The following is a 23,177-nucleotide window of genomic DNA, read 5'->3' as shown; positions in this document are numbered from 1 at the left end:
GCAAGCCTGCAACGTTAACACGTCAGGCCTGCCCATCCTGCCGCTGCGCCATTTCATGGGCCGCGGCAGCCCCCGCAAAACGTACATAGAAACTCAACCAGCGCTCGGCAGTCGCCGCATCAAACAGATCGGTGTCGTATTCCAGCGTCAGCCGCACCTGATCACAGCCATCGGCCTGCGGCTCCTCCGCATAGAACAGCAGCAGATCATGCTTGGCGGTGGTCTGTGCCAGAATCTGACGAATATCGTCCTCCAGCATGCCCGGCTGACCGGCTGGCAGCAGCGGCAAACCTGCCACATTATCTGCCGCCAGTGCACCAAACTGCTGGTACTCAAACACCACATTGACCAGTGGCTGACGGTTGGACTGGCGTTGCCGCCCCAAACCACGCACCAGTTCATCAAAGGGATAGTCACGCCGGTCAAGGGCTTCGACCATCCGCTGCCGTGCCGCCACAATCAGCGGTTCCAGCTCGGTATCAGCCGTCAGTTGCAGACGAATGGGCAGCACATTGACGAAGAAGCCGATCAGCCCCTCTGTTTCCAGCCGGTCACGTCCCGCAACGCCCATGCCGATCACCAGATCGTCCTGCCGCGTCAGACGATAGAGCACTGAGGCGAACAGCGCCATGCCCACCGCCGACACGGAGACCTGCAAGCGCTCGGCCATCAACCGCAATCCGGAGGCCACGCCCTGCGGCAGCAGGGTTTGCACACAGGCACCACGGAAGGACTGTACTGCCGGTGCAGGCCGGTCAGCAGGCAGCGCTATCTGTTCCGGTGCCCCCCGCAGCGCTTCGCCCCAGTACTCAGCCGCCTGTTGCCATTGTCTGCTGGCCTGCCAGGCGGCGTAATCCTTGTAGTGGATGGGGAGAGGCGGCAGCTGCGGCTCACTGCGGCTTTGTGCCGCCCGATACAGCTCGCCCAGCTCCCTGACCAGAATGCGGGATGACCAGCCATCACCGACGATGTGATGCAGCACCACCAGCAGCAGCGCCTCGCTGGCGGAGACCCGGATCACCCGTGCCCGAATCAGCGGCGGCTCAGTCAGATCAAAGCCTGTCGCAGCCTCCTGCCGGGCCAGACGCAGGGCTTCTGCTCTGGCGGCAGGATGACGACTGACATCATCCAGCTGCACGTGCGGCACAGCCTCGGTAATACGCTGCATGATCTGCCCATCATCCTGCTCGACAAAAGCAGTACGCAGCGGTTCATGACGCCAGGCCAGCGCCTGCAGCGCCTGCTGCAACAGCTCGGGCTGCAACTCGGCACTGACGTTGAAGGCAAACACCATGTTGTAGGCACTGCCGCTGGGGTCCATCTGTTGCAGCAGATACAGGCGGCGCTGTGCATGGCTGGCAGGGTACAGTTCCGCACGGGCCACGCAGGGAATCGCTTCCTCGGCGCCCTCCTGCCCGCAGCCCTGCTCCACACCGGCCTGCAATTCCAGCGCATGAGCAAGCCCTGCCACACTGGGGTCAGCAAAGAACACGGCCATGGGCAGGCGCACGCCGCAACGCTGCGCCAGACGATTGACCACCCGGATAGCCAGCAGACTGTGACCGCCCAGATCAATAAAGCTGGTCGCCGGATCTTCCACCAGCTGACCAAACACTTCACTGAACACCTCCGCTACCAGACGCTCGGCGTCACTCAAGCGCATCTCACTCTGATCATCAGCACCCGCACGCTGGCTGCCCAGCGGCAATTCGGTCAGTCGCTCAGGCTGCTCCAGCCAGCTCAGCAGCGTGCGGCTGTCAGTCTTGCCGTTAGCGGTCAGCGGCAAGGCTGACAACTGCCACCAGCGTGACGGCAGCATGAATGCAGGTAGCCGCTGCCCCAGCCAGGCGCGCAGACTGGCAGCCTGCAGAGGCTGAGCCTGTTCACTGGGCGTAATGAAAGCCAGCAGGCTTTGCTCATGACAGAGCACCGCCACACTGGCGACACCCGGCGCATCAGCCAGCACCTGTTCGATTTCTTCCAGCTCAATGCGCAGACCGCGCAGCTTGATCTGGCTGTCATTGCGCCCGCCAAACTCGATCTGGCCATCACTGCGCCAGCGCGCCCGGTCACCCGTGCGGTACAGTCGCTGTGACGGCTGCTCAGGATCACTGACAAAGCGTTCGGCGGTGCGCTCAGGCTGCTGCCAGTATTCGCGCGCCAGACCGAGCCCGCCCAGATACAGTTCGCCCCAGACGCCGATGGCTGCACGCTGGCCCAGACCGTCGAGGATGACGGCCTGCGTGTGAGCCAGGGGCCGGCCGATAGGCAGGCCGCCTTCCTGCCCAGCCAGCTGCTGACGGGTGATGGGATAGAGGGTGGCAAAGGTGGTGCATTCAGTGGGGCCGTAGCCGTTCCAGCACTGCACCTGCGGGCAGGCCAGCAGCAGGCGCCGGATATGAGGCAGACTGAGCGCCTCACCACCCACCAGCAGCGTACGCAGGGTACGGAAACTGGCAGGGTCGTGGTCTACCTGACGATTGAACAGGCTGACGGTCATGAACATTCGCTCAATCTGCCAGTGTTGCAGCGCCTGCCCCAAAGTACCGGGGTCCAGCAGCAGCGGATAGTCGATGATGCACAGGTGCGCACCACGCAGCAGGGTATTCCAGATTTCAAAGGTCGAAGCATCAAAGGCCAGCGGCCCGGCCTGCCCGACCCGCTCGCCCGCACGGGGCTGCAGCGCCTCCCCCCCATGTAACAGACGCACTACCGCCTGCTGGGTAATGACCACGCCCTTGGGCACACCGGTGGACCCGGAGGTGTACATCAGATACACCGGCAGGTTGTCCACGTCATCCGGCTGCGGCAACCGCAGTTCAGTGACGGGCAGCAGTGCGCTGGCCGTTCCTGACTCGACGCGCAGCAGCTGGCCGGTCACCAGACCCAGCTCCTCTTTGCCCGCTGAGGTCATGCATAGCAGGGTGACGGGCTGATCAGCCAGGGCTTCGGCCCCCTGCTGGTCGACCAGTGCCACCCGGCAGCCGCTGTCCTGCAGAATCAGCCGGTTTCGCGCCGCCGGGAACGCCGGATCAAGGGGCACGTAGGCAGCCCCCAGAGCCACAATCGCCAGCACCGCCACAATGGCAGGCACGCCACGCTGACAATGCAACGCCACCCAGTCTCCCGGCTGTACACCTTCACGCTGCAGAGTAGCGGCCAGTAACAGCACCTGCTGTTGCAGTTCGGCGTAACTCAGGCTTAAGGACTCATCACTAACAGCCGGCTGCGTACCATAATGCTGTACCGCCTGAGCAAACAGGCCAAACAGCCCCTGCCCCAGGGGCAGTGGCGGTTGTTCACCCTGCTCGAAATCTGCCAGCAACTGCCGCTCTGCAGCAGGCAGCAAAGGCAAACCCGACAGAGGTGCATCACCATGACCGACCATCTGCAGCAACACTTCACAGAACTGCTCACCCAGCCGCTGCATACGCTCTTCGTCAAACAGATCGGCATAGTAGTCCAGCACGACGCTGATCCCCTCGGCCTGATCGCGGACAAAGATCGACAGATCATTCTTGCAGTGGCGACGCTCCAGACCGCGAACCTGAAATGCCGGAGTCTGCCCGTCTTGCGCCTGACCACTGAGCTGGCCGGCACTGGCGAAGTTCATGTAAGACAGTGACACCTCAGACAGCAGCGTCCGCTCCGGTGCCGCTGGGGGTGCCAGCTCCTCCAGCAATTGCCCCAGACTGTACGCCCGGTGGCGCATGGCCTGACGGTGCTGCTGGTGAACATGGGCCAGCAACTCGCTGACCCGTGCTTGCTCTGCCACCTGCAGACGCAGCGGCAGCAGTGACACCATCATCCCCGGTACCCCGATAAAGCCATTGGCATCACGGGAATCGACCGGCACCGCCATCACCACTTCCTGCACACCGGCCAGACGTTGCAGCAGCAGTGCCCAGGCAGATAACACCAGACTGAACATGGTGACCCGCTGCTGTGCAGCGAATGTACGGGCCTCGCGCACCAGCGCCGGTGGCAGGTTAAAGCCACTCATACCACCGTGGTAGCTGTGCTGCGGAGGGCGGCGCCGGTCAGCCGGCAGGTCCAGCAGGGGTAATGGTCCCTGATACTGCCCCAGCCAGTAATCGCGTGACTGCTGCAGCCGGTCTACCCCCTGCTCCAGCTCACGCTGGCATTGCAGGGCGTAATCATGGAGATAGCCCCGCGGTGCAGGCAGCGACTGCCCCTGATACAGCGCCCCCAGCTCCGCCAGCAGCATTTCAATACTGCTGCCGTCGGCCAGACTGTGGTGAATATCAAAGAACAGCACGCGCTGCTGGCCATCTTCCAGCACTTTCCAGCACACCGGTACGCCCTGCTGCAGATCGAAAGGCTGCAGCAATGCCCGGATTCTCTGCTGTAGAGCCTGTTCATCAGCGACCTGCTCCACGGTCAGCTGCGGCATGGCCGCTGAAAGGGGCAACACCTGCTGCAGCCACTCGGACTGCAGAGCCGACGGGCTGGCATGAGGCAATTCAGCTGCCACCACGTCCGCCTGAGGCTGTCCGCGGCCCACACTGCCGTGGCCGTCATCCCGCTGCACCTCAGCCTGCGCTGACACCAGACAGGTACGGAGCAACGGCTGTCGTGCCGTCAGTTGCACAATGGCACGTTGCAGGCGATCAAGTTCAACCTCATCACTGAGGCTGATCACGTGAGGCAGGTTGAAGGCGGTACCCATGTCCCCGGCCTGTTCGGCATGCAACACCGCCAGCTGATCCCAGCTCAGCGGATAGTACCCGGCAAAACGTTCGCCTTCACTCAGGTCAGCTGCCGCCGTCTGTTCGCTGTCATCAGTATCAACCAAATCCGCTTGCGCTCGGCTATCTCCACCTTCGGTATCACCAGCCAGTTTCTGCACCAGTGCCCCGACGGTTGCCAGCTCCAGCAGATCCGCCAGACTCAGCTGCTGTCCGGTGCGCTGGCTGATCTTCTCGACAATCTGCATACCGGTAATGGAGTCACCGCCCAGCGCATAGAAATCATCATCGACACTGACCTGCTCATAGCCCAGCACCTCAGCAAAAATGGCACTGAGCGTGGTGGTCATATCGGTCGGTGACGGTGCGCCACCATTGGCTACAGTTATTTGTGTCGAATGCTCAGGCCGTAATGCCAGCGTTGCAGGCTGCGTGGATAGAGGGAGTGGCTCAGATGTTATGGAAGCAGCAGGCAGACTGGCGACGATGTTCTGCACCGAAGCCAGCTCCAGCAAATCAGCCAGACTCAGTTGCAGTCCGGTTTGCCTGCTGACCCGTTCGACAATCTGCATGCCGGTGATGGAATCCCCGCCCAGCGCATAGAAATCATCGTCAATACTGATCTGCTCATACCCCAGCACCCCGGCAAAGATGGCGCACAGGGTCTGGCTTAGATCCACAGCATCAGGTGCTACTGCTGCGACGGCCTTCTGCACGACGTCAGCCTCGGGTACTGCAGCGGCTTTGGCTACCGATGACGGCACGGGCTGAGCGTGGCTCTGCGGCTGTGTTTGCGTCAGCAACGCCGGGTCAAGCACCACGACTTGTGGTTGTCCGGCCGCCAGTGCCCGTTGCCAGAGGATGGGCGCCTGTGCAGGGGTGATAAATGCCCCTTTCTGCAGAGGCACGTTGAAGCGTGCCGCCATGCCCTGTTCAGCCAGTGCGCACCAGTCGATACTCAGTGCCGGCTTGCCAGCGGCACGGCGCCAGACAGCAAAGCTGTCCAGCCAGGCGTTGGCTGCGGCGTAGGCACTCTGCCCCGGCGCCCCCAGCACCGCCGTCAGACTGCCAAACAGTACAAAGGCCGTCAGCGGATCATCCCGTGTCAGGGCATCCAGATGGCGTGCACCCTCTACTTTGGCCGCCAGTACCGGCGCAAAACCAGCCAGACTGCGCTTGGCCAGGAAGCCACCATCGGCGGCTCCGGCGGTATGCACCACTGCGGTAATGGCACCCAGCTGACTGCGTATCTGCTGCAGGGTATCGGCCAGCTGTTGATAGTCGCTGACGTCGCAGCGGTACAGTTGCAGTGACACGCCTTGCTGACGCAGGGCGGCCAGTTGTGCCTGAGCTTGCGGCTCCAGCTCTGTTTCGCTACGACGACTGAGCAGGGCCAGCTTCACCTTGCCCTGCGCGCTGAAAGTCGGTGCCAGAGCCAGAGCAAAGCCACCCAGACCACCGCTCACCACACACACACCCTGCTCCGGCCAGTTTCGTGCTGACATGCTTGTGGCAGGAACCTCGGCTGCCTGCACGTCTCTTCGATAAACCTGACCACAGCGCCACAGGCTGACATCCGCCAGTCGATCAGACTGATTGAGCAGTGCCGCCGCGCCGATCATGGCCTCTTCGGCGGCAATATCCAGATAGCCTACTTCCAGCAGGGCTTCTTCCTTACCGGCCGCCAGACAGACACCGGCAGCCAGTGCGGCATCAGGCTGTACATCCAAGGGGTCGTGATCATCCAGACGATAGGCACCACTGCCCAGCACCAGCACCCGGCAGGGTTGCCGGACGCCGCGCAGCAGGGTTTGCAACGCCTGCCCGGTACGCTCGGCCAGCTGCCTGTCGGCAGACAATGCCAGCAGCACATGCTGTGCCTGCTGTACATCATCACGGCTGAGGCTGTTTAGCGCACAGCGTTTTACCTGCGCAGGCAGATAACGAACAAAGGGCCAGACATCGACGCTGCGCTCATCCGTAATCAGCAGCGTACCGGCGGGCCAGCGCAGATCCACAGTCTGCTCCACCGCCTGCCAGCGAGGCAGCAAAATGGCAGGCAAGGCGTCTTCGGCTTGCCCCAGCTGGGCGAAACGCAACCCGCTCATCCGCAAGCACAGCTCACCGCTTGAGGGGTTGATCAGGCTGATGTCCACCAGCGCGCCCGGCTCTGCGCTGTGGCGACGACCAATGGCCAGCACCTCAGCAGGCAAGGCGCTCAGTAGCTGCAATGACTCACAGCCAGACAGCACACTGTTCCCCTGCGTTATCCCCAGACTGGCAGCAACATCCAGCAGTGCCGGGTGCAGTGCCAGCTGCTGCAGATCAGCCTCATAACCGCTGGCCAGCCCCAACAACGCCAGACCTTCGCCGCTGTGCGGGTCAGCCCAGAAGGCACGATGACAATCCCAGCGCTCACTGACCTGCAAAATTCCGTGATCAGTGCTGAAAGAAGGAATCGGCTGGTGCTGACTGAAACGCTCCCGCAGTGCGGTGAGATCCCACTGCTCCGACACCACAGGCTGCACAGACCAGTGTCCTTCGGCGGACAGCAGCCAGCGGCCGTGGCTGTTACGCTGCCCCAGCTGCAGACGGCCATCATCATGCAGCAACAGGCTGACCTGTCCCTGACCGGCCTGCAGCGGGCGCAACCAGCGTAACCCGGTCAGCGTCAGCCCTTCAGGGGACTGGCCCAGCTGGCGCACTGCCTCGGCGACCAGACCGGGCAGGGCCATGCCCACCAGTGTGGCTTTGCCATTGAGGCGATGCTCGGCCGCAGGCCAGCAGGCTGGGTCTTGCAACTGCAGCGTAAACACCTGGGCATCGGCGGTCGCGGTGGGGCCGCTAAACCAGGGCTGATGAAACGACGGCGTACCTTTGGCCAGCGCAGGTTTGCACTGCTGACGGCTGAAAGGCACAAAAGGCAGATGACAACGGCGAGCCGGCAGATGCTCAGGCCAGACCAGTTCGCCACCGCTCAGCCAGCCCTGACAGGCCGCCTCGGCGTCTGCCTGTTCGGCATGCCAGGCCGCTGCCGGAGCTAACGCAGGTGACAATGCCCCACGCCGGGCAGCAACTTCTGCTACGGCACGGTCATCCCCCGCCAGCAGCTGCATCAGGGCCAGCATCAGTTGCTGCCGGTCACTGACCGCCACAGCAAAACGCCAGCTCATGACGGCACGCCCACGACACAGAGTCATGGCCATATTAGGCAGCAGCTGCGCTCCGGCCTGCCCGGCTTCACGCTCGGCCAGCCAGCCCAGTAGCGTCTGTGCATAGCTCAGCAAGGCCACCTTGCTGCCCGCCGACAAGGCCACAATGGACCAGCCCTGCGGCAGAGCCGTTTGAGCCGTCGCGACAGGTGCAGCCTCAACCACGATATGAGCGTTGATACCGCTCAATCCGAACGAACTGACCCCTGCCCGGCGTGGGTTGCCACGTACAGGTAAGGGTTGCAACTGCGCCGCTACCTGCACCGGCGCCTGATCAAAATCAATGGCCGGATTAGGCTTAGTGAAGAACGGTTGCGGCGGTGCCTGATCGTATTGCAGGCACAGTACCGCTTTGAGCAGGCCCAGCCCCCCGGCGGCATGGTCGAGATGGCCGAAGTTGCCTTTTACCGAACCGATCAGCGCCTTTGGCTGTTCTGCATCAGTGCGGTTTTCTCTGGCAGCAAAAGCCTGAGTCAGACCGCTGATTTCGATAGGGTCACCCAGTGCGGTACCGGTACCGTGGGCCTCGATATAGGACAGGCTGTGCAGCGGCAGCTGAGCGGCCGTGGCAGCAGCCTGAATCACCCTGGCCTGCGCCAGCGGATTGGGCGCCGCAGCACTGCTGGAGGCACCGTCCTGATTGACAGCCGAACCACGAATAACCGCATGGATCGCATCGCCATCGGCCTCAGCAGCACTCAGGGTCTTGAGCAGAAACACCACACTGCCCTCACCCATGCCGGTGCCATCGGCCCCTTCGGCAAAGGCGCGGGTACGTGCAGTGGAAGAATCGATAGTGAAGCCCGCCGCCGCATCAGACGGCAGCGGAATCAGTTTGGCCGCCCCCGCCAGTGCCACCTTACAGTGGCCATTTCGCAGCTCGGTGCAGGCCTGATGGACAGCTACCAGCGATGACGAACAGGCGGTATCCAGCAAGGCCGCCGGGCCATGCCAGTCGTTGAGGAACGACAGACGGGTGGCAATGTTGGAGGGCACATTGAGAGCAAAAATCTGCTCTGCACGCTGAAGGTCGGCCTGTTCCAGCGCCAGTCGGTGCAGCATGTTGCTGCCACCACCGACGAACACGCCTACGGCATCCCCGCGCAGCGCCTGTCCACCGTAACCGGCATCCTCCAGCGCCATCTGTGCCGTTTCCAGAAACAGCCGCTGCTCCGGGTCGATCAGCGCGGCATCAGCCGGTGCCATGCGGAAGCGTCGCGGCTCAAAGCCGTACAGCTCGTCACGATAGGCCGCCTGACGGAATTGCCGTGGTGCAGTGCGCCCCAGTGCTTGCGACAGTTCACGGGCCAGCTGCTCACGGCCAGCAGGCAGAGGCCGCACCTGATCTGCGCCTTCAGCCAGCAACTGCCATAGCTGCTGCGGTGTCTCGGCATCAGCCACCTGCACCGCCATACCGATAATGGCTATGGGCTCGTTCGGTGCCTGCTGCGCCGGGGAGGAAGAAGCAACCGTCGCCTGCGCGCCCTCTCCCGCCAGCCAGCGTGCCTGCGCCGCCACGGTACTGTGGCTGAACAGGTCAGCTACGGTGAACAGATCAGGCCAGCGCTGCTGCAGGCGGTCATACAGACGCAGCAGCAGCAGCGAGTTGCCACCGGCATCGAAGAAGCCGTCATCCTTGCTGAAATGCGCCTCCGGCAGAATAGCCTGCCAGAGGGCCAGCAGCTCCTGCTCCAGCCCGGCAACGGTGTCGCTCTGTGGCTGGGATGCAGAAGCACCAGCAGGTGCCCGCTGATCCAGTGGCGTCCCCGTCAGCGCCTTGCGGTCAACCTTGCCGCTGCTGGTCATCGGCAGATGCGCCAGCTGGAAGAAGCGTGCCGGGAGCATGTATTCCGGCACCTGCAGACGCAGGCACTGACGCAGTTCGGCACTGGTCAGTACGCTGTCGGCTGCCACGCTTGTATTGGCGCTGGCAGGCAGAATATAGGCGTGCAGCTCGGTCAGCCCGGCTACTCGGGCAGGCACCACCAGAGCACGTTCCACCAGAGGATGCGCCTCCAGTACTGCTTCGATCTCACCGCACTCGATACGAAAACCGCGCACCTTGACCTGATGATCAATACGGCCCAGATAGTCGATACTGCCATCACGGCGCCAGCGCCCCAGATCACCGGTGCGATACCAGCGGCCATCAGCAACCTGCGGATCAGCGGGGAAACGTTCCGCCGTCAGCTCAGGGCGATTGAGATAACCCCGCGCCACCTGTGGCCCGGCCAGTATCAGCTCACCGGCCACACCGATGGGCAGCGGCTGCTGCTGGCTATCGAGAATCAGCACGCGGGTGTTGGCGATAGGCTTACCGATAGGCACGCTGTCGCCGCCCTGCCACGGAGAACAGGGCTGCCAGGTGACATCGACCGTGGCTTCGGTAGGCCCGTAAAGGTTGTGCAGCTCGGCACCAACTGCCCCATGCAGCAGGCGATTGAAACGCTCCACCAGCGCCAGATCCAGCGCCTCGCCACTGGCAAAAACATATTTGAGTGAGCGCAGGCGCTCGACGGCAATCTTGCCGTCTTCCAGCGCAGTGAGGAAGCTGGCCAGCATCGACGGCACAAAGTGCATCACCGTCACCTGCTGCTGCTCAATGGCCAGTGCCAGCAGCTGCGGGTCTTTCTCACCATCCACCGGCAGCAGGGCAACCGCCGCACCGGTCCACGACCACCAGAACAGCTCCCATACTGAGACATCAAAGGTAATCGGCGTTTTTTGCAGGATCACATCGCCTGCGCCCAGCGGGAACTGCGACTGCATCCACAGAATGCGGTTGACCACCGAGTGCTGCTCAATGGCAGCAGCCTTGGGCCGACCGGTCGAGCCAGAGGTAAAGAGCACATACGCCAGCTGACGGGCATCCTCCGGCAGGGTCACGTCTGACCAGTCTGCCGGGCCCATCTGCTCTACCAGCAGCGTGGTTACGGCATGGTCTGCAAACAGCGCCTGATGGGCCTGACTGGTCAGCACCCGTGTCTGCGTGCCTGCCACACTCAGGTCTTCCAGCATATCGGCCCGACGCTGCGGCGGATGCTGAGGATCAAGGGGAGAATAACAAGCTCCCGCCAGCAGGATGCCGTGAATGGCGACCAGCATATCGACAGAACGACTGATGCACAGGGCTACGGTTTGCCCCGGCTGTACACCGGCGCGCTGCAATTGCTGAGCGACGCCCAGGGCACGGGCAGCAAACTCGCTGAAGCTCAGGCGCTGGCCCTGCTCACCGACGACCGCCAGCTGTTCTGGCGTGCTCAGTACCTGCTGTTGCAGCAACTGCGCCAGCGTCAACTCGGTCGGCAGCGCCGTCTCGGTGGCGTTAAAGCGGCTCAGCAGCGCCTGTTCCGCAACCGGGATCACCGGCAGCTGGCTCAGGCTGTCAGGGTGCTGTTCCGCCACAACCGCCTCGGCCAGACAGGTCAGGCGGGCCAGCAGCAGTTCAATGGTGGCGGGGTCAAACAGGTCAGTATCAAACTCCACTTGCCCACAAAGACCGCCGTGTTGCTGCGACTGCCAGAAATAGAACGCCAGATCGAACTTGGCAAAGGGAAAGTGGGTTTCCACCAACGCCAGCTGCAAACCGGGCAAGGCAGGCAGAGTGGGCGTGCCCTCCTGCCAGGCCAGCAAGACGTCAAACAGCGGATTACGCTGCTGATCCCGCCCTGCGCCAGCCACCCGTACCATTTCCTCGAACGGCAACTGCTGATCAGCAATAGCCTGCAGGATGGTGTCACGGGTCTGTTGCCAGTGGCTGTCGAAACTCTGCTGCGGCTGCAGCTGCTGACGCAGTACCAGCGTATTGACGAAGAAGCCCACCTGCTCAGCCAGCTCGGCACGGTCTCGCCCGGCCACCAGCATGCCCAGCGCCAGATCGGTCTGCTGGGTGTGGCGATACAGCAGGACCTGCATGATCGCCGCCAGCAGGGAAAACGGTGTGCTGCCCGCCTGTTCAGCCTTGGCCTGCAGTGCAGCCGACAACGCTGGCGGGCATTGCCAGTCCATGAATGCCCCCCGGAAATGGCGCTGTAACGGGCGCTGGCGGTCCAGCGGCAGGTTAAGAGGTTCAGGTTGCGGCGTCAGACGTTCACGCCAGCGCTCACGGCAGGCCTGCCCCTCGTCACTGCGCAACCACTGGCGCTGCCAGCTGGCAAAATCTTCATAGTGGCGTGGCAGTTCAGGGAGCTCGGGGCTGTTGCCAGCCAGTGCGGCCTGATAACAGGCCAGCAACTCACGCAGCAGAATAGCCACTGACCAGCCATCACAGACGCTGTGATGGAAATTCAGATGCAGCCAGTGACGCTCTGCTGACAGCTGTATCAGCAGCGCCCGTACCGGCGCTTCCTGTTCCAGCTGGAAGGGTCGCAGGGTCTCGGCGGCAATGCGGGCACGGGCCTCGTCTTCACCCAGCGCAATACGCTGCGGACGTAAACCGCCGGCCTCCGCCAGATACTGGCGCACACCGTCGGCATCCCGTTCGCTGCGCCGTGGTCGCAGACGCAGCGCGTGCTGGCGCTGTTCCAGCATGAGCAGCGCCTGCTCCAGCACATCGGCATTCAGTGGCCCCTGCAGTTCCAGTGTCGCCGGAATGGAATAGACCGCACTGTCCGGTGCCATACGCTGCAGCAACCACAGCCGCAGCTGACCACTGGACAGCGGGAAGTCTTCGCCGGTTGCACGGGGAATCAGCTGCTGCTGAACGCGGGTATCGTGCAGCAAGGGGCGCAGGCGGTCAGCCATCGCAGCCACGGTACGATCATCCAGCAGATCACCCAGTCGGGGGCGAATGGAAGAGGCACTCTCCAGCTCTGCCGCCAGTCGCATGGCCAGCAGGCTGTGTCCGCCCAGCTGGAAGAAATCACTCTGTGCAGTGATGACATCCTCGGGGAAAATTCGGGCGAAACAGCTTATGACCATGGCCAGCGCCGGATCTGCCGTCAGTGGCTGGGCGCGGGCACCGACCTCAACGCTGTGCTGAATGGCCCGGTATTCGCCCGCCTGCAGCGCCACCTGCACACGGCGACGGTCTTTTTTACCGTTGCGATTGAGTGGTAACGCGGTGGCCAGATAGAAGCGCTCCGGCACCATATAGTCCGGCAGCAAACGGCTCAGACGCGTGCGCCACTGCTGACAACGGGCGGCCAGTTGCACTTCATCCACCGCCTGCGACAACGTGCAGACCGCCAGCAGGCTGCGCCCGCCGCTGTCACTGGCCAGGTCGCTCGAAGGCAGGACCACGGCATCACCGATGTCATCCAGCGCTGCCAGCTGGGCCTCGATGGCGCTCAGCTCAATACGATGGCCACGGATTTTGACCTGACCATCACGGCGCCCACCGAAATGCAGCCGACCTTCGCTATCCCAGCGAACCCGATCACCGGTACGGTAGAAGCGCTCCGTCTGCATGAGGCTGGACGGATTCAACCCTGCCACTTCAACAAAGGCCGCGGCTGTCAGGTCATCGCGGCCGTTATAACCCAGTGCCAGACCATCGCCACCGCTATACAGCTCACCCCAGACGCCCACAGCCACCGGCTGCTGCGCCTCATCAAGGACATACACACTGCTACGCGCTACCGGGCGACCAATGGGAATGTCATGGGCCTGCAGGTCAGCCGGGCTGATCGGCCACACAGTGGTAAAGGTGGTGTTCTCGGTCGGGCCATAGCCGTTGAGCAGCTGCAGTGACGGGCACGCTTGCATCACCTTGCGGACATGCTCAGGGCTCAGAGTTTCGCCACCGGTCATCAGCACCCGCAGCGGCCGGAATACCTCCGGCTGCTCATCGGCCATGCGATTGAACAGGCTGGCGGTCAGCCACATCACCCGGATGTTGTGCAGACTCAGGCACGCGCCAAAGGCCGTGGGATCAAACAGCGTCTCATCGCCGAGCACATGGACACGGCCACCGTTCAGCAATGCACCCCAGATTTCCAGGGTTGCAGCATCAAAGCCCAGCGAACCTGCCTGTGCCATGGCCTCGCCGTCGGCAAAATCGGCCTCGCTGATGCCGGGCAAATCGGTATTCATCACCAGTCGGGCGACAGCGCGCTGCGGCACCACCACGCCCTTGGGCTCACCGGTAGAACCGGAGGTAAAGAGAATATAAGCGGCATCACTACCTTCGCGGCGTACCGGTTTAACCGGCTCCGCAGGATCAGCCAGCAACTGCTCGTTTACCAACAGCAACGGTAGCTGCTCCGCCAGCTCAGTCATCGCAGCCACACGGGACTCATCCACCAGCAGCAGGCGACACTCGGCCTGCCGCAACAAGGGCAGCGCGGCCGAGGCCGACATGGCCTTGTCCAGCGGCAGGTAAACGGCACCGATCCAGTTGATGGCCAGTGTCGCGACGATGGCCTGAGGTGCGCGGGCCATGGCCAGCGCCACCACGTCTCCGGGCTGCACCCCACGTTGTTGCAGCAATGCAGCAGTGCGCTCAACCTGCTGCTGCAACTCTGCAAAGTTCAGGCTGTGAGAGGCATCACTCAGCGCCGCACGCCGCGGCCAGCGCTCCATGGCCTGATGCAGCAACGACGCCAATCCCTGCTCACGGGGATATAACCGTGACGGTAGCGAGGCAAACTGCTGTAACTGCTGTAGCTGTGAGAGTGGCAGGGCATTCAGGCTGGCAAGTTTCTGCTCCGGTGCCGCCGCGACTGCCTCAATCAGGCAGCACAGTTGCTCCAGCAGGCGCTGCACCCAGGCTTCACCATACCGGTGACTGTCAAACTCGGCAGCGATAGTGGCCCGCTCCTGCCCCTGTTCCCGGTAACGCAGCAGCCCCAGCATCAGCGGAAACTTGCCGGCACCAAACTGCTCATCAGCCTCTTTCGGCAGGGCTTCAGCTTCTTCCACCTGCGCCACGCAGTCGAACACATTTTGCCCCTGCTGCCCGCCCTGCCCGGTCGCCAGGGCCATCATCAACTGCGCCAGAGGGTATTGCTGATGATTAAGTGCACCGCTCATGCAACGACGCACTTCGCTAAGCAGCTGCGCAAAGGGCCACTCCCCCGGATGCGCCAGCCGCAGCGGCAATACGTTGACGAAGCAGCCGATGACACCCTGCTGCTCACGGGCAGTCCTGCCCGAGAAGGGTTGGCCAAGCGTGACACCACTGTCGCTGTCCTTGTAACGGGACAACGCCGCGACCACCACGGCATTCCACACCATGGCCAGTGTGCCGCCCTCACCTACCCGGGTCAGCTGGCGTAATGCGCTCAGTGTGGACTCAGGTAAGGCCAGCAGGCGACGTCGACCGGCGATGGCTTGCCCGGCCACGAGATCAGGGTCACTGAACAGGGGCGTGCTGACGGTCTGCATGGCTGACAGCCAGTACTGCTGCAACTCCCTGCCCGTTTCACCGCTTAACATCTGGCGCGCATTGCCGCTCAGCTGCTGCAGCGAGCCTGCCTCCGGCAGCGGCTGGCTGTTCAGCAGCGCGGTCAGTTCCGCCTTGAGAATGCCTATCGACCAGCCATCGAACATCAGGTGATCAGCAACCACCAGCAACAGATCAGGCTGACTTGCATTCATGCCAAAACGGATCAGCGGAGGGACGCCAGGGTCAAACACCGGCTCGGCCAGTTCGATAATCTCGGCGACCTCACGAATGCGGTTAGCATCCTGCTGCAGTAACTGGGCCACAGGCCACACACGCTGCAGTACCTGACCATCACGCTCAATGAAACTGCTGCGCAGCGCCTGATGGCGTTCAATAACAAACCCCAGCGCCTGTTCTACCAGTTGCCGCTGTGCCGGGCTGGCCAGACTCCAGTCGGCCACGCCCAGTGCAGCAAGGGGGATAACAAAACTGACGGTATAGGTCTGACTGCCGGGGGCATCACGCCGCGCCAGCCACTGCCCTTCGATAGCGGGATGAATGGCAAACTCACATTCCCAGCCCGGAGCGCTCGCTGATACGTTGCCTCCCAGCCACTGCGACAGGGTACTGACCAGATGCTCAGCAGAGGCACCAACGCTACTCAGCAGCAACAGCTGCACGGTTTCCGACAGACGGATCAGCAGCACTTTGCTGCTGTCCGTCAGCGAGGTCTGGATAAAGCGCTGCAGAATATCTTCCCGGGCGGCACCCGCCATTGCAGCGATATTCAGGCAGGTATCGATGCCTGCATGCCCGGCCTGCTGCAGCGCCTGACTGAGCAGTTCATTGGGCAGCTCACCGACAATATCGATACCCATCCAGCCAGCGGGCAAGTCACGCTGACTGACATGCAGTTGCACCTGACTCAGGTCACATTGCTGCGCCTTCGGGCTGACGTGCTGTCGTTCAGTATGGATCGCTGCCGTTGCCGCACGGCTGTCTGTGCCGGATGGCACGGCGGACGTGGAGGGCTGATCACTCAGGAGTTGAATCAGATCGGCTTTATGCAGCCGTACCGCTTCTTTCAGCTCATCGGTAAAAACACCTTCGGGGGCACTGAAGCGCAGATCCTTGCCTGCACTGACACTGAGCTGGATATCCAGGCTACGCAGATGCTGCAGCAATACCTCAGCAGATAAAAAGCGTGACAGATGACGGGTTGTCTCGCTCACAGTACACCCTCCTCACGGTGGGAAATGTGTTGATTCACTACCGGCTCCTTGGCAGGCACAGCAAAAACGGGGGCAATCGGTGTCGTGGGCACAGCGGGGGTAATGGCATGAGACTCAAGCCACGCCACCAGCGCGGCAGGTGTCTGGCAGTCAAGCATGACCGCGGTGGAAATATCACACCCCAGCTCGCTCTGCAGACGTGATACCAGCCGCACGGCCAGCAACGAGTCGCCACCCAGCACAAAGAAATCATCCTCGGCCTGAATATCATCGCGGCCAAACATCTCACGCCAGATCGTCAGCACCTGTTGCGACAGATCAGCGCTGGCAGAAGGCTGCGGGGGAACCACGGCGGGAGTGATCACCGGCTGCGCGGGTGGGGGGACGGCACCGCCCCAGAATGACAATGGGGTCGCCACATTCGGGCTTGTCATATTGTTCTGATTTGCCAGCGTGCTCGGGTTTGCCACTTTACCCGCAGCTGCCACTGTTACGGAGGCGATGCTGTCCGCGGGCAGCGCCGGGGTCTCAACCCAGCAACGCTGCCGGGCATAGCGATAGGTAGGCAGCGGCGTACGTTGCCAGTGCTGACGGCCATGCAATGCCTGCCAGTCCGGCAGCAGTCCGTTGCTCCACAGCTGACCGACGGCACTCAGCAGGGCAGCACGTCCGGCCCGGCGTGAAAGCTGACCTGCGGGGCTACCCAAAGGCTGGCTGGCCAGTACCTGCGCGGCTGGCACCCCATTGGCCTGAGCCAGACGCACTGCCGTCATGCCCGGGCCACACTCCAGCAGCTGCAGCGGGCCAAGGGTTTGCAGACAGGCAATATCATCGGCATAACGCACCGTGCCACGCAGATGCCGCACCCAGTAGTCAGGGTCGGTGGCGTCTGCATCGGTCAGCCAGTTGCCGGTGAGGTTGGAAGCGATGGCAATAGCAGGCGGGCTGAGTTGCACACTGGCTACCCGCTGACGGAAGGCATCCAGCACCGTGTCCATCTGCGCCGAGTGAAAACCGTGAGAAACCGCCAGCCGCTTGCCGTTGATGGCACGCTGCTGCAACCCCTGCTCAAACTGCTCCATCGCAGCGACAGAACCCGATACCACACACTGGCGTGGGCCATTGAGCGCGGCAATGGCAAGCGATGAACCGGTTTCCGTCAGCAGTTGCTGCACATCGGCTTCGGCCATCGACAGGGCCAGCATGGCACCGGCGGGTGCAGAGGCCATCAGCCGACCACGGGCGGCTACCAGATCCAGAGCATCCGTGGCAGACATCACCCCTGCCAGCGCCGCCGCCGCATATTCACCGATGCTGTGACCCAGCAAAGCGACCGGCTGCAAGCCCCACTGGCACAGCTGCCGGGCAATGCCGTACTCGACAATAAACAGCGCGGGCTGGGTCAGGGCGGTATCCGCCAGTTGCCGCGCCGCCTCACCATCATCCGGGTCAGTCAGCAGCAGCGTTTTCAACGGCAGCAGGTGCTGATTGTCTGGCTGCTGCAATAGATGCTGGCAGGCCTGATCCAGCCACTGGCGAAATTCCGGCTGCTGCTGGTAAAGCTCTCTGGCCATACCCGGCTGCTGCGCTCCCTGACCGGGAAACAACAGTGCCAGAGGCTGGCTGTGGCCATCCGCGCGGCTCACCGAGGTAGTTGCCAGCTGGCGCAACTGCTGAACCGCCTGAGGCAGATCACTCGCCACAATGCTGTGTCGGTAAGACAGCGATGGCCGAACTGACAGGCTGAGCGCCATGTCCGCCAGCGCGGGCACGGCCTTGCCCTGTTCCGCAAGCACTTCAAGATGGTCGGCCAGTGCCAGACAGTTCTGGGTCAGCGCCGTTGCCGAGGCCGCTGAAAGGGGCAGCAGACAGGTGTGGTCAATGCTCCCATTCTGCTGATCACGGGCAGCGGCTACCGACTGCGGTGCCTGCTCGACAATCATATGCACATTGGTGCCGCCCACACCGAAATTGTTGATCCCCGCCCGTCGCAGCCCCTGCTGCACCGGCCAGGGTTGTGGCTGATCGTTAACGCGGAATCGCCCTTCAGCAAACGGGATGTGCGGATTGGCAACGGTGAAATGGCAGGTGGGCGGCACGGTACCCTGCTCCAGACTGAGCAAAGCCTTGATCAGACTGGCAATACCCGATGCGGCATCCAGATGACCCAGATTGCCTTTGACCGAGCCCAGCCACGCAGGCTGATCACTCTGGCCATAGGCCAGATTGAGGCTTTCGACCTCGATGGGATCACCCAGTGCCGTCCCGGTGCCATGGCCTTCAACATAGCCGATGCTGTCGGGTGCCACGTTAGCGTCCTGCAGGGCATAACGAATCGCCTGCACCTGACCGCTGACACTGGGGGCGGTAAAGGCGGCCTTGGCAGCACCGTCGTTGCTGAGGCCGATACCACGAATAACGCCATGAATGGTGTCACCATCAGCAAGGGCGTCACTAAGGCGCTTCAACAGCACCACACCTGCGCCACTGGCACCAATGGTGCCATCAGCCTGCTGGTCAAACGGACGACAATGCCCGCTGCGGGAACCAATGCCCCCGGCGACGTACTGAAACCCGCCCCCCAGACTGAAGCCGAAGGATGCACCGCCGGCCAGCGCCACCCGGCACTGGCCACTGCGCAGCGCCTGTACGGCCAGAGCCACACTGACCAGACCGGTAGAACAGGCCGTAGAAACCGCAACCGCGGGGCCGGTCAGCCCCAGTTTGTAGGCCAGCCGAGTTGCGGCGTAATCCTTGTCATTACCCAGCGAAACCGCATAACGATCTGCATTGGCCGTCAGGCGGATGCCCGGCGACAGCAGATCCAGCATATAGGTGGCAAAACCGGTACCCACATAGGTGCCTACCGGGCCATCACGCTGCGGATCACAACAGGCATCCTCCAGCGCAGCTTTCGCCACCTCCAGCAGCAGACGTTGCTGTGGGTCCATCTCCCGCGCTTCGGCCAGCGACAGCCCGAAAGGCGCCGGATCAAACTGGTCGATACCTGCCAGCACACCATGACGGGCGACAAAGTTGTCCCGCTCCAGCAGAGCAGGATCCGCGCCCAGTTGCCGGAAATGTTCGGCGGTCAGATCACTGATGGCCTCCTGCCCATTGACCAGCAGTTGCCAGAACTGTTCGCGTGTCTCAGCACCGGGGAAACGCATCCCCATACCGATCACCGCAATGGGCTCGGCTGCGTTTACCGGGGTTGTATTGGCCGATACTCCATTCGCCGATAAAGCGCTGGCTGCATTGTGGATATGGGATAAAACGGGAGCAGCAGGCTCCTGCGCCTCGCCACTGAGAAAAGCCGCCAGCGCCCGCACACTGCTGTGATGGAATAACTCCACCGCGCGCACTTCACGCCCGGCCACCGCCGAGATACGAGCCTGCGCACGAGGCACCAGCAGGGAGTGAGCGCCGATTTCAAACAGGTTGGCCGTGGGGTCGATGCGGGGTTGACTGAGCAGCTCAGCCCAAATCTGGCCAATGGCCTGCTCCAGACTATGGCGACGCCCGCTGGCAGCCGATGAGGCAACGGGCGCGGGTTGTACAGACGACAGCACACTGCGTTGTCTTTCTGCCAGCAGCACTTTCAGCCGCTGCCGGTCGATTTTACCGGATGCCATCAATGGCAGGCGCTCAAGCAGCAGATACTGGGCAGGGACGGCGGCAGCAGGCAGTCGACGACTCAGTTCAGCGACCAGCTCACGCTCAGCCACCTGCCCTGCAACCGCCGCCTGCAGACTCCCGCCCTGCGCGTCAGCCTGATACCAGACCACGCCCTGCCCCACCCCCTGACAGCGGTGTAGCTGCGCTTCCACTTCTGCCAGCTCGATCCGCTGACCACGGACTTTGACCTGATCATCATCACGGCCGAGATAGAGCAGCTCACCCTGCTCGTTCCAGCAACCCCGATCACCACTGCGATACAGCGTGGCACCTGTGGCGTACGGGTCGTCGATAAACCGCTGCAGGTTAGCCTCGGCCATGGCCAGATAACCCGCCGTCATGCCGACACCACCAATACAGATTTCACCGGCTTCGCCAATGGCCACGCGCTGCCGCTGGGCATTGAGCAAACGCACCACACCACCGGGTAAGACCCGGCCAATAGGCAGCTCGCCCTGCACCAGCTCGGGGAGTTGAATACCGGTGATATCGACCGTGGTTTCAGTCGGCCCGTACATATTCCATACCGGCGCACCCAGTAGCAGGCGCAAACGGTTGGCCAGCTCCGGCCGCAGCACTTCACCACCCAGCAGGATACGCCGCAACTGCAGTTCAGCGGTCGGCACCTCGCCCTGCATCAGGCTGTCCAGCTGAGTAGGCGCCATGTTCAGCTGCGTCATACCAGCGGTGACAGCCTCGCGCCAGAAGGCGGCCGGGTCCGCCTGCAGCAGACGATCAGCCAGCCACAAGGTGGCACCCTGGCTGAGCGCCATCATGACCTGCTGCATCCAGGGGTCGAAATTCATCGAGGTAGCCACGCAGGCCACCTCATCACTGCCATAGCCGAACAACTCCGCCATGCTCAGCGTCTTGAGGCACAACGCACCATGAGGGATCAGCACCGGCTTGGGCTGCCCGGTCGAGCCTGAGGTGTGATAGACGAAGGCAATATCATCGGGGGACAACGTTACAGGCTGCGTTAACGCACCCCGGGATTCAGGCGCCTGCTCAAGGGAAATCAGCCCCTGCTGCCAGCCTGCCTGCTGCAACAGGGTTTGACCGTCAGCATTGACCAGAACCGCATCGGCCTCAGCAAAAGACAGCATGGTAACCAGCCGGGCGGCGGGCATCTGCGGATCAAGCGGCATCACGACTGCACCGACCGAAAGGATTGCCAGTACCGCGGCAATCTGTTCGGCACAGGGCGACGTACAGAGCCCCACCCGTGCCCCTTTGCCCACTCCGGCCTGCTGCAAGCGGGCGGCCAGCTCACCGGCTTTTTCAGCCAGCCAGCGGTAACGGTAGTCCTGCCCGGCATATCGCACGGCAATAGCATCAGGGATGGAGGCGGTGCGCTGCCAGATACGGGCAGGCAGTAAGGTATGCAGCAGCCGCACATCGACGACCGCGCCCTGCTCCCACTGCCGAATCTGAGCCAGCTCGGCTTTCCCCAGCACCGAGAGATAACGTAACGGCCGGTGCGGATCCGCCATGGCGGCATCCAGCAGGACATCAAAACGGCTGATCAGCCGCTGCATATACTGTGCTGACAGCACCGAGAGGTTACAGACCCAGACCAGCATGGCTTCGCTGTCCGGGTCATGCATATCGTTGCCGAGATAGACCAGCGCCACGTCGTCCACTGCGCCCACATAGGCATTGGTGATACGGGTGGTCAGACCATGAAAGTCCAGTGACAGGGCAAAATCATTGGCGATAAAGACAGCGCCACCGCGCTGAGAAAAGCTGGCGCGGCCAATACCAGCTGTGCGCATACGGGTCGGTGCCAGACGCATATGGCGCATATCAGCTTTCTTGTGGCGCGATACCTGAGCCACCAGTTCGGTAAAGCTCTGCTCATCCTGACAGTCCAGTGGAAACGGCAGCGATACGGCAAACAGCCCTGGCATGGCGCGCTCGCTGCGGCCATAGCGATTCATCACCGGGGAATAGCAGACCGAGTGCTGCTGACCATTTTCACGAGCCAGCAGCAGCTGATAGACCGCCTGCAGCAGAATCGACAGCGAACAGCCCAGTTGTGCTGCAAAGCCTTTCAGCTGCTGCAGTCGCGCGGCGGGCAACGGACAGCGCAGGGTGAGCTGCTGGTCTGCAGTACGCGACTGGCTGACCATGGGCTTTCTTGAGTCAGCAGCAAAACGGGACACCGGCTGATCATCCTGCAGGCGCTCACGCCAGTAGCTGACAGCGCTCTGACAGGCACGGCTGTCCGGGTAGCGCTGGTCTTCCTCGATAAACTCGCGGTAGGACGTAAAGGCCGCGGGCGTCACTTCCTGCCCCTGCACGCGCGCGTTATACAGCTCTTCCACCCGGCGGCACATCACTACACCGCTCATGGCATCGGAGGTCAGGTGGTGGCAGATGCGCACCCACCAGTGGCGCTGGCCGGAGAAACGAATCAGCCGGTGGCGCATGGAATGCCCACGGGCCAGATCAAGCGGCTGACGCCGTGCACTTTCCAGCTCACGCCAGGCGCATGCCTCAGCATCGGCGGTCTCGCCAAGGTCAATCAGCAGATAATCGAACGGGGGTCGCTTGTCTGGCAGGGTTAGCAGAGGGCGGCCTGCATCGGTGGAGAAGCACAGGCTCATGGCATCGGTTTCCGCGTCGGCCTGCTCAATGGCAGCGCGGAAATGGACCAGCTCCAGAGGGCCGTTTAATTCGATAAATTCGCAAATATGAAAATCAGCGGCATCCGGATTGTTGATCCACTCACTCCAGATACTTGCCTGCGGTGCAGACAAAGGAAATTCGGCGTTTTCCTGCTGTGCCCGATACTCTGGCATAAACCCTCCCAGGGTTGTTGTCGCCTTTTTCCCGCGCAGTCCTGCCATGCCTGAGGCACACAAAGTCAGAGACCGCATTCCGCTATCAGCCATACTGGCTTGTTATCGTTGTACATGTAGCGCAATTACCTGTTGCCTCAGCAACAGTGACAGAACGACGAGAGTACCTCTCCGCAAAAATGATGTGTAAGTATTTGTTTCAATCTCATAATAAG

At 62.4% G+C, this 23,177-nt stretch carries 2 protein-coding genes; both read right to left on the bottom strand.

The genetic code is table 11. The annotated features are described in order from the left end of the window. Nucleotides 1–22: 22 nt before the first annotated feature. Nucleotides 23–16,480: a non-ribosomal peptide synthetase gene (locus QCD60_RS20125; RefSeq protein WP_279788023.1), complete on the bottom strand. Its 16,458-nt coding sequence runs from the start codon at nucleotides 16,478–16,480 to the stop codon at nucleotides 23–25. Further along, nucleotides 16,477–22,962 carry a non-ribosomal peptide synthetase/type I polyketide synthase gene (locus QCD60_RS20120; protein WP_279788022.1) on the bottom strand — a complete coding sequence of 2,162 codons (6,486 nt, stop codon included), beginning with the start codon at nucleotides 22,960–22,962 and terminating at the stop codon, nucleotides 16,477–16,479. Before QCD60_RS20120 ends, QCD60_RS20125 begins: the two co-directional genes overlap by 4 nt. Between the last annotated feature and the right edge of the window lie 215 nt (nucleotides 22,963–23,177).

The sequence above is a fragment of the Pokkaliibacter sp. MBI-7 genome, from assembly GCF_029846635.1.
In the GTDB taxonomy this organism is placed as follows: domain Bacteria; phylum Pseudomonadota; class Gammaproteobacteria; order Pseudomonadales; family Balneatricaceae; genus Pokkaliibacter.
This window is presented reverse-complemented; position numbering and strand designations above follow the sequence as displayed.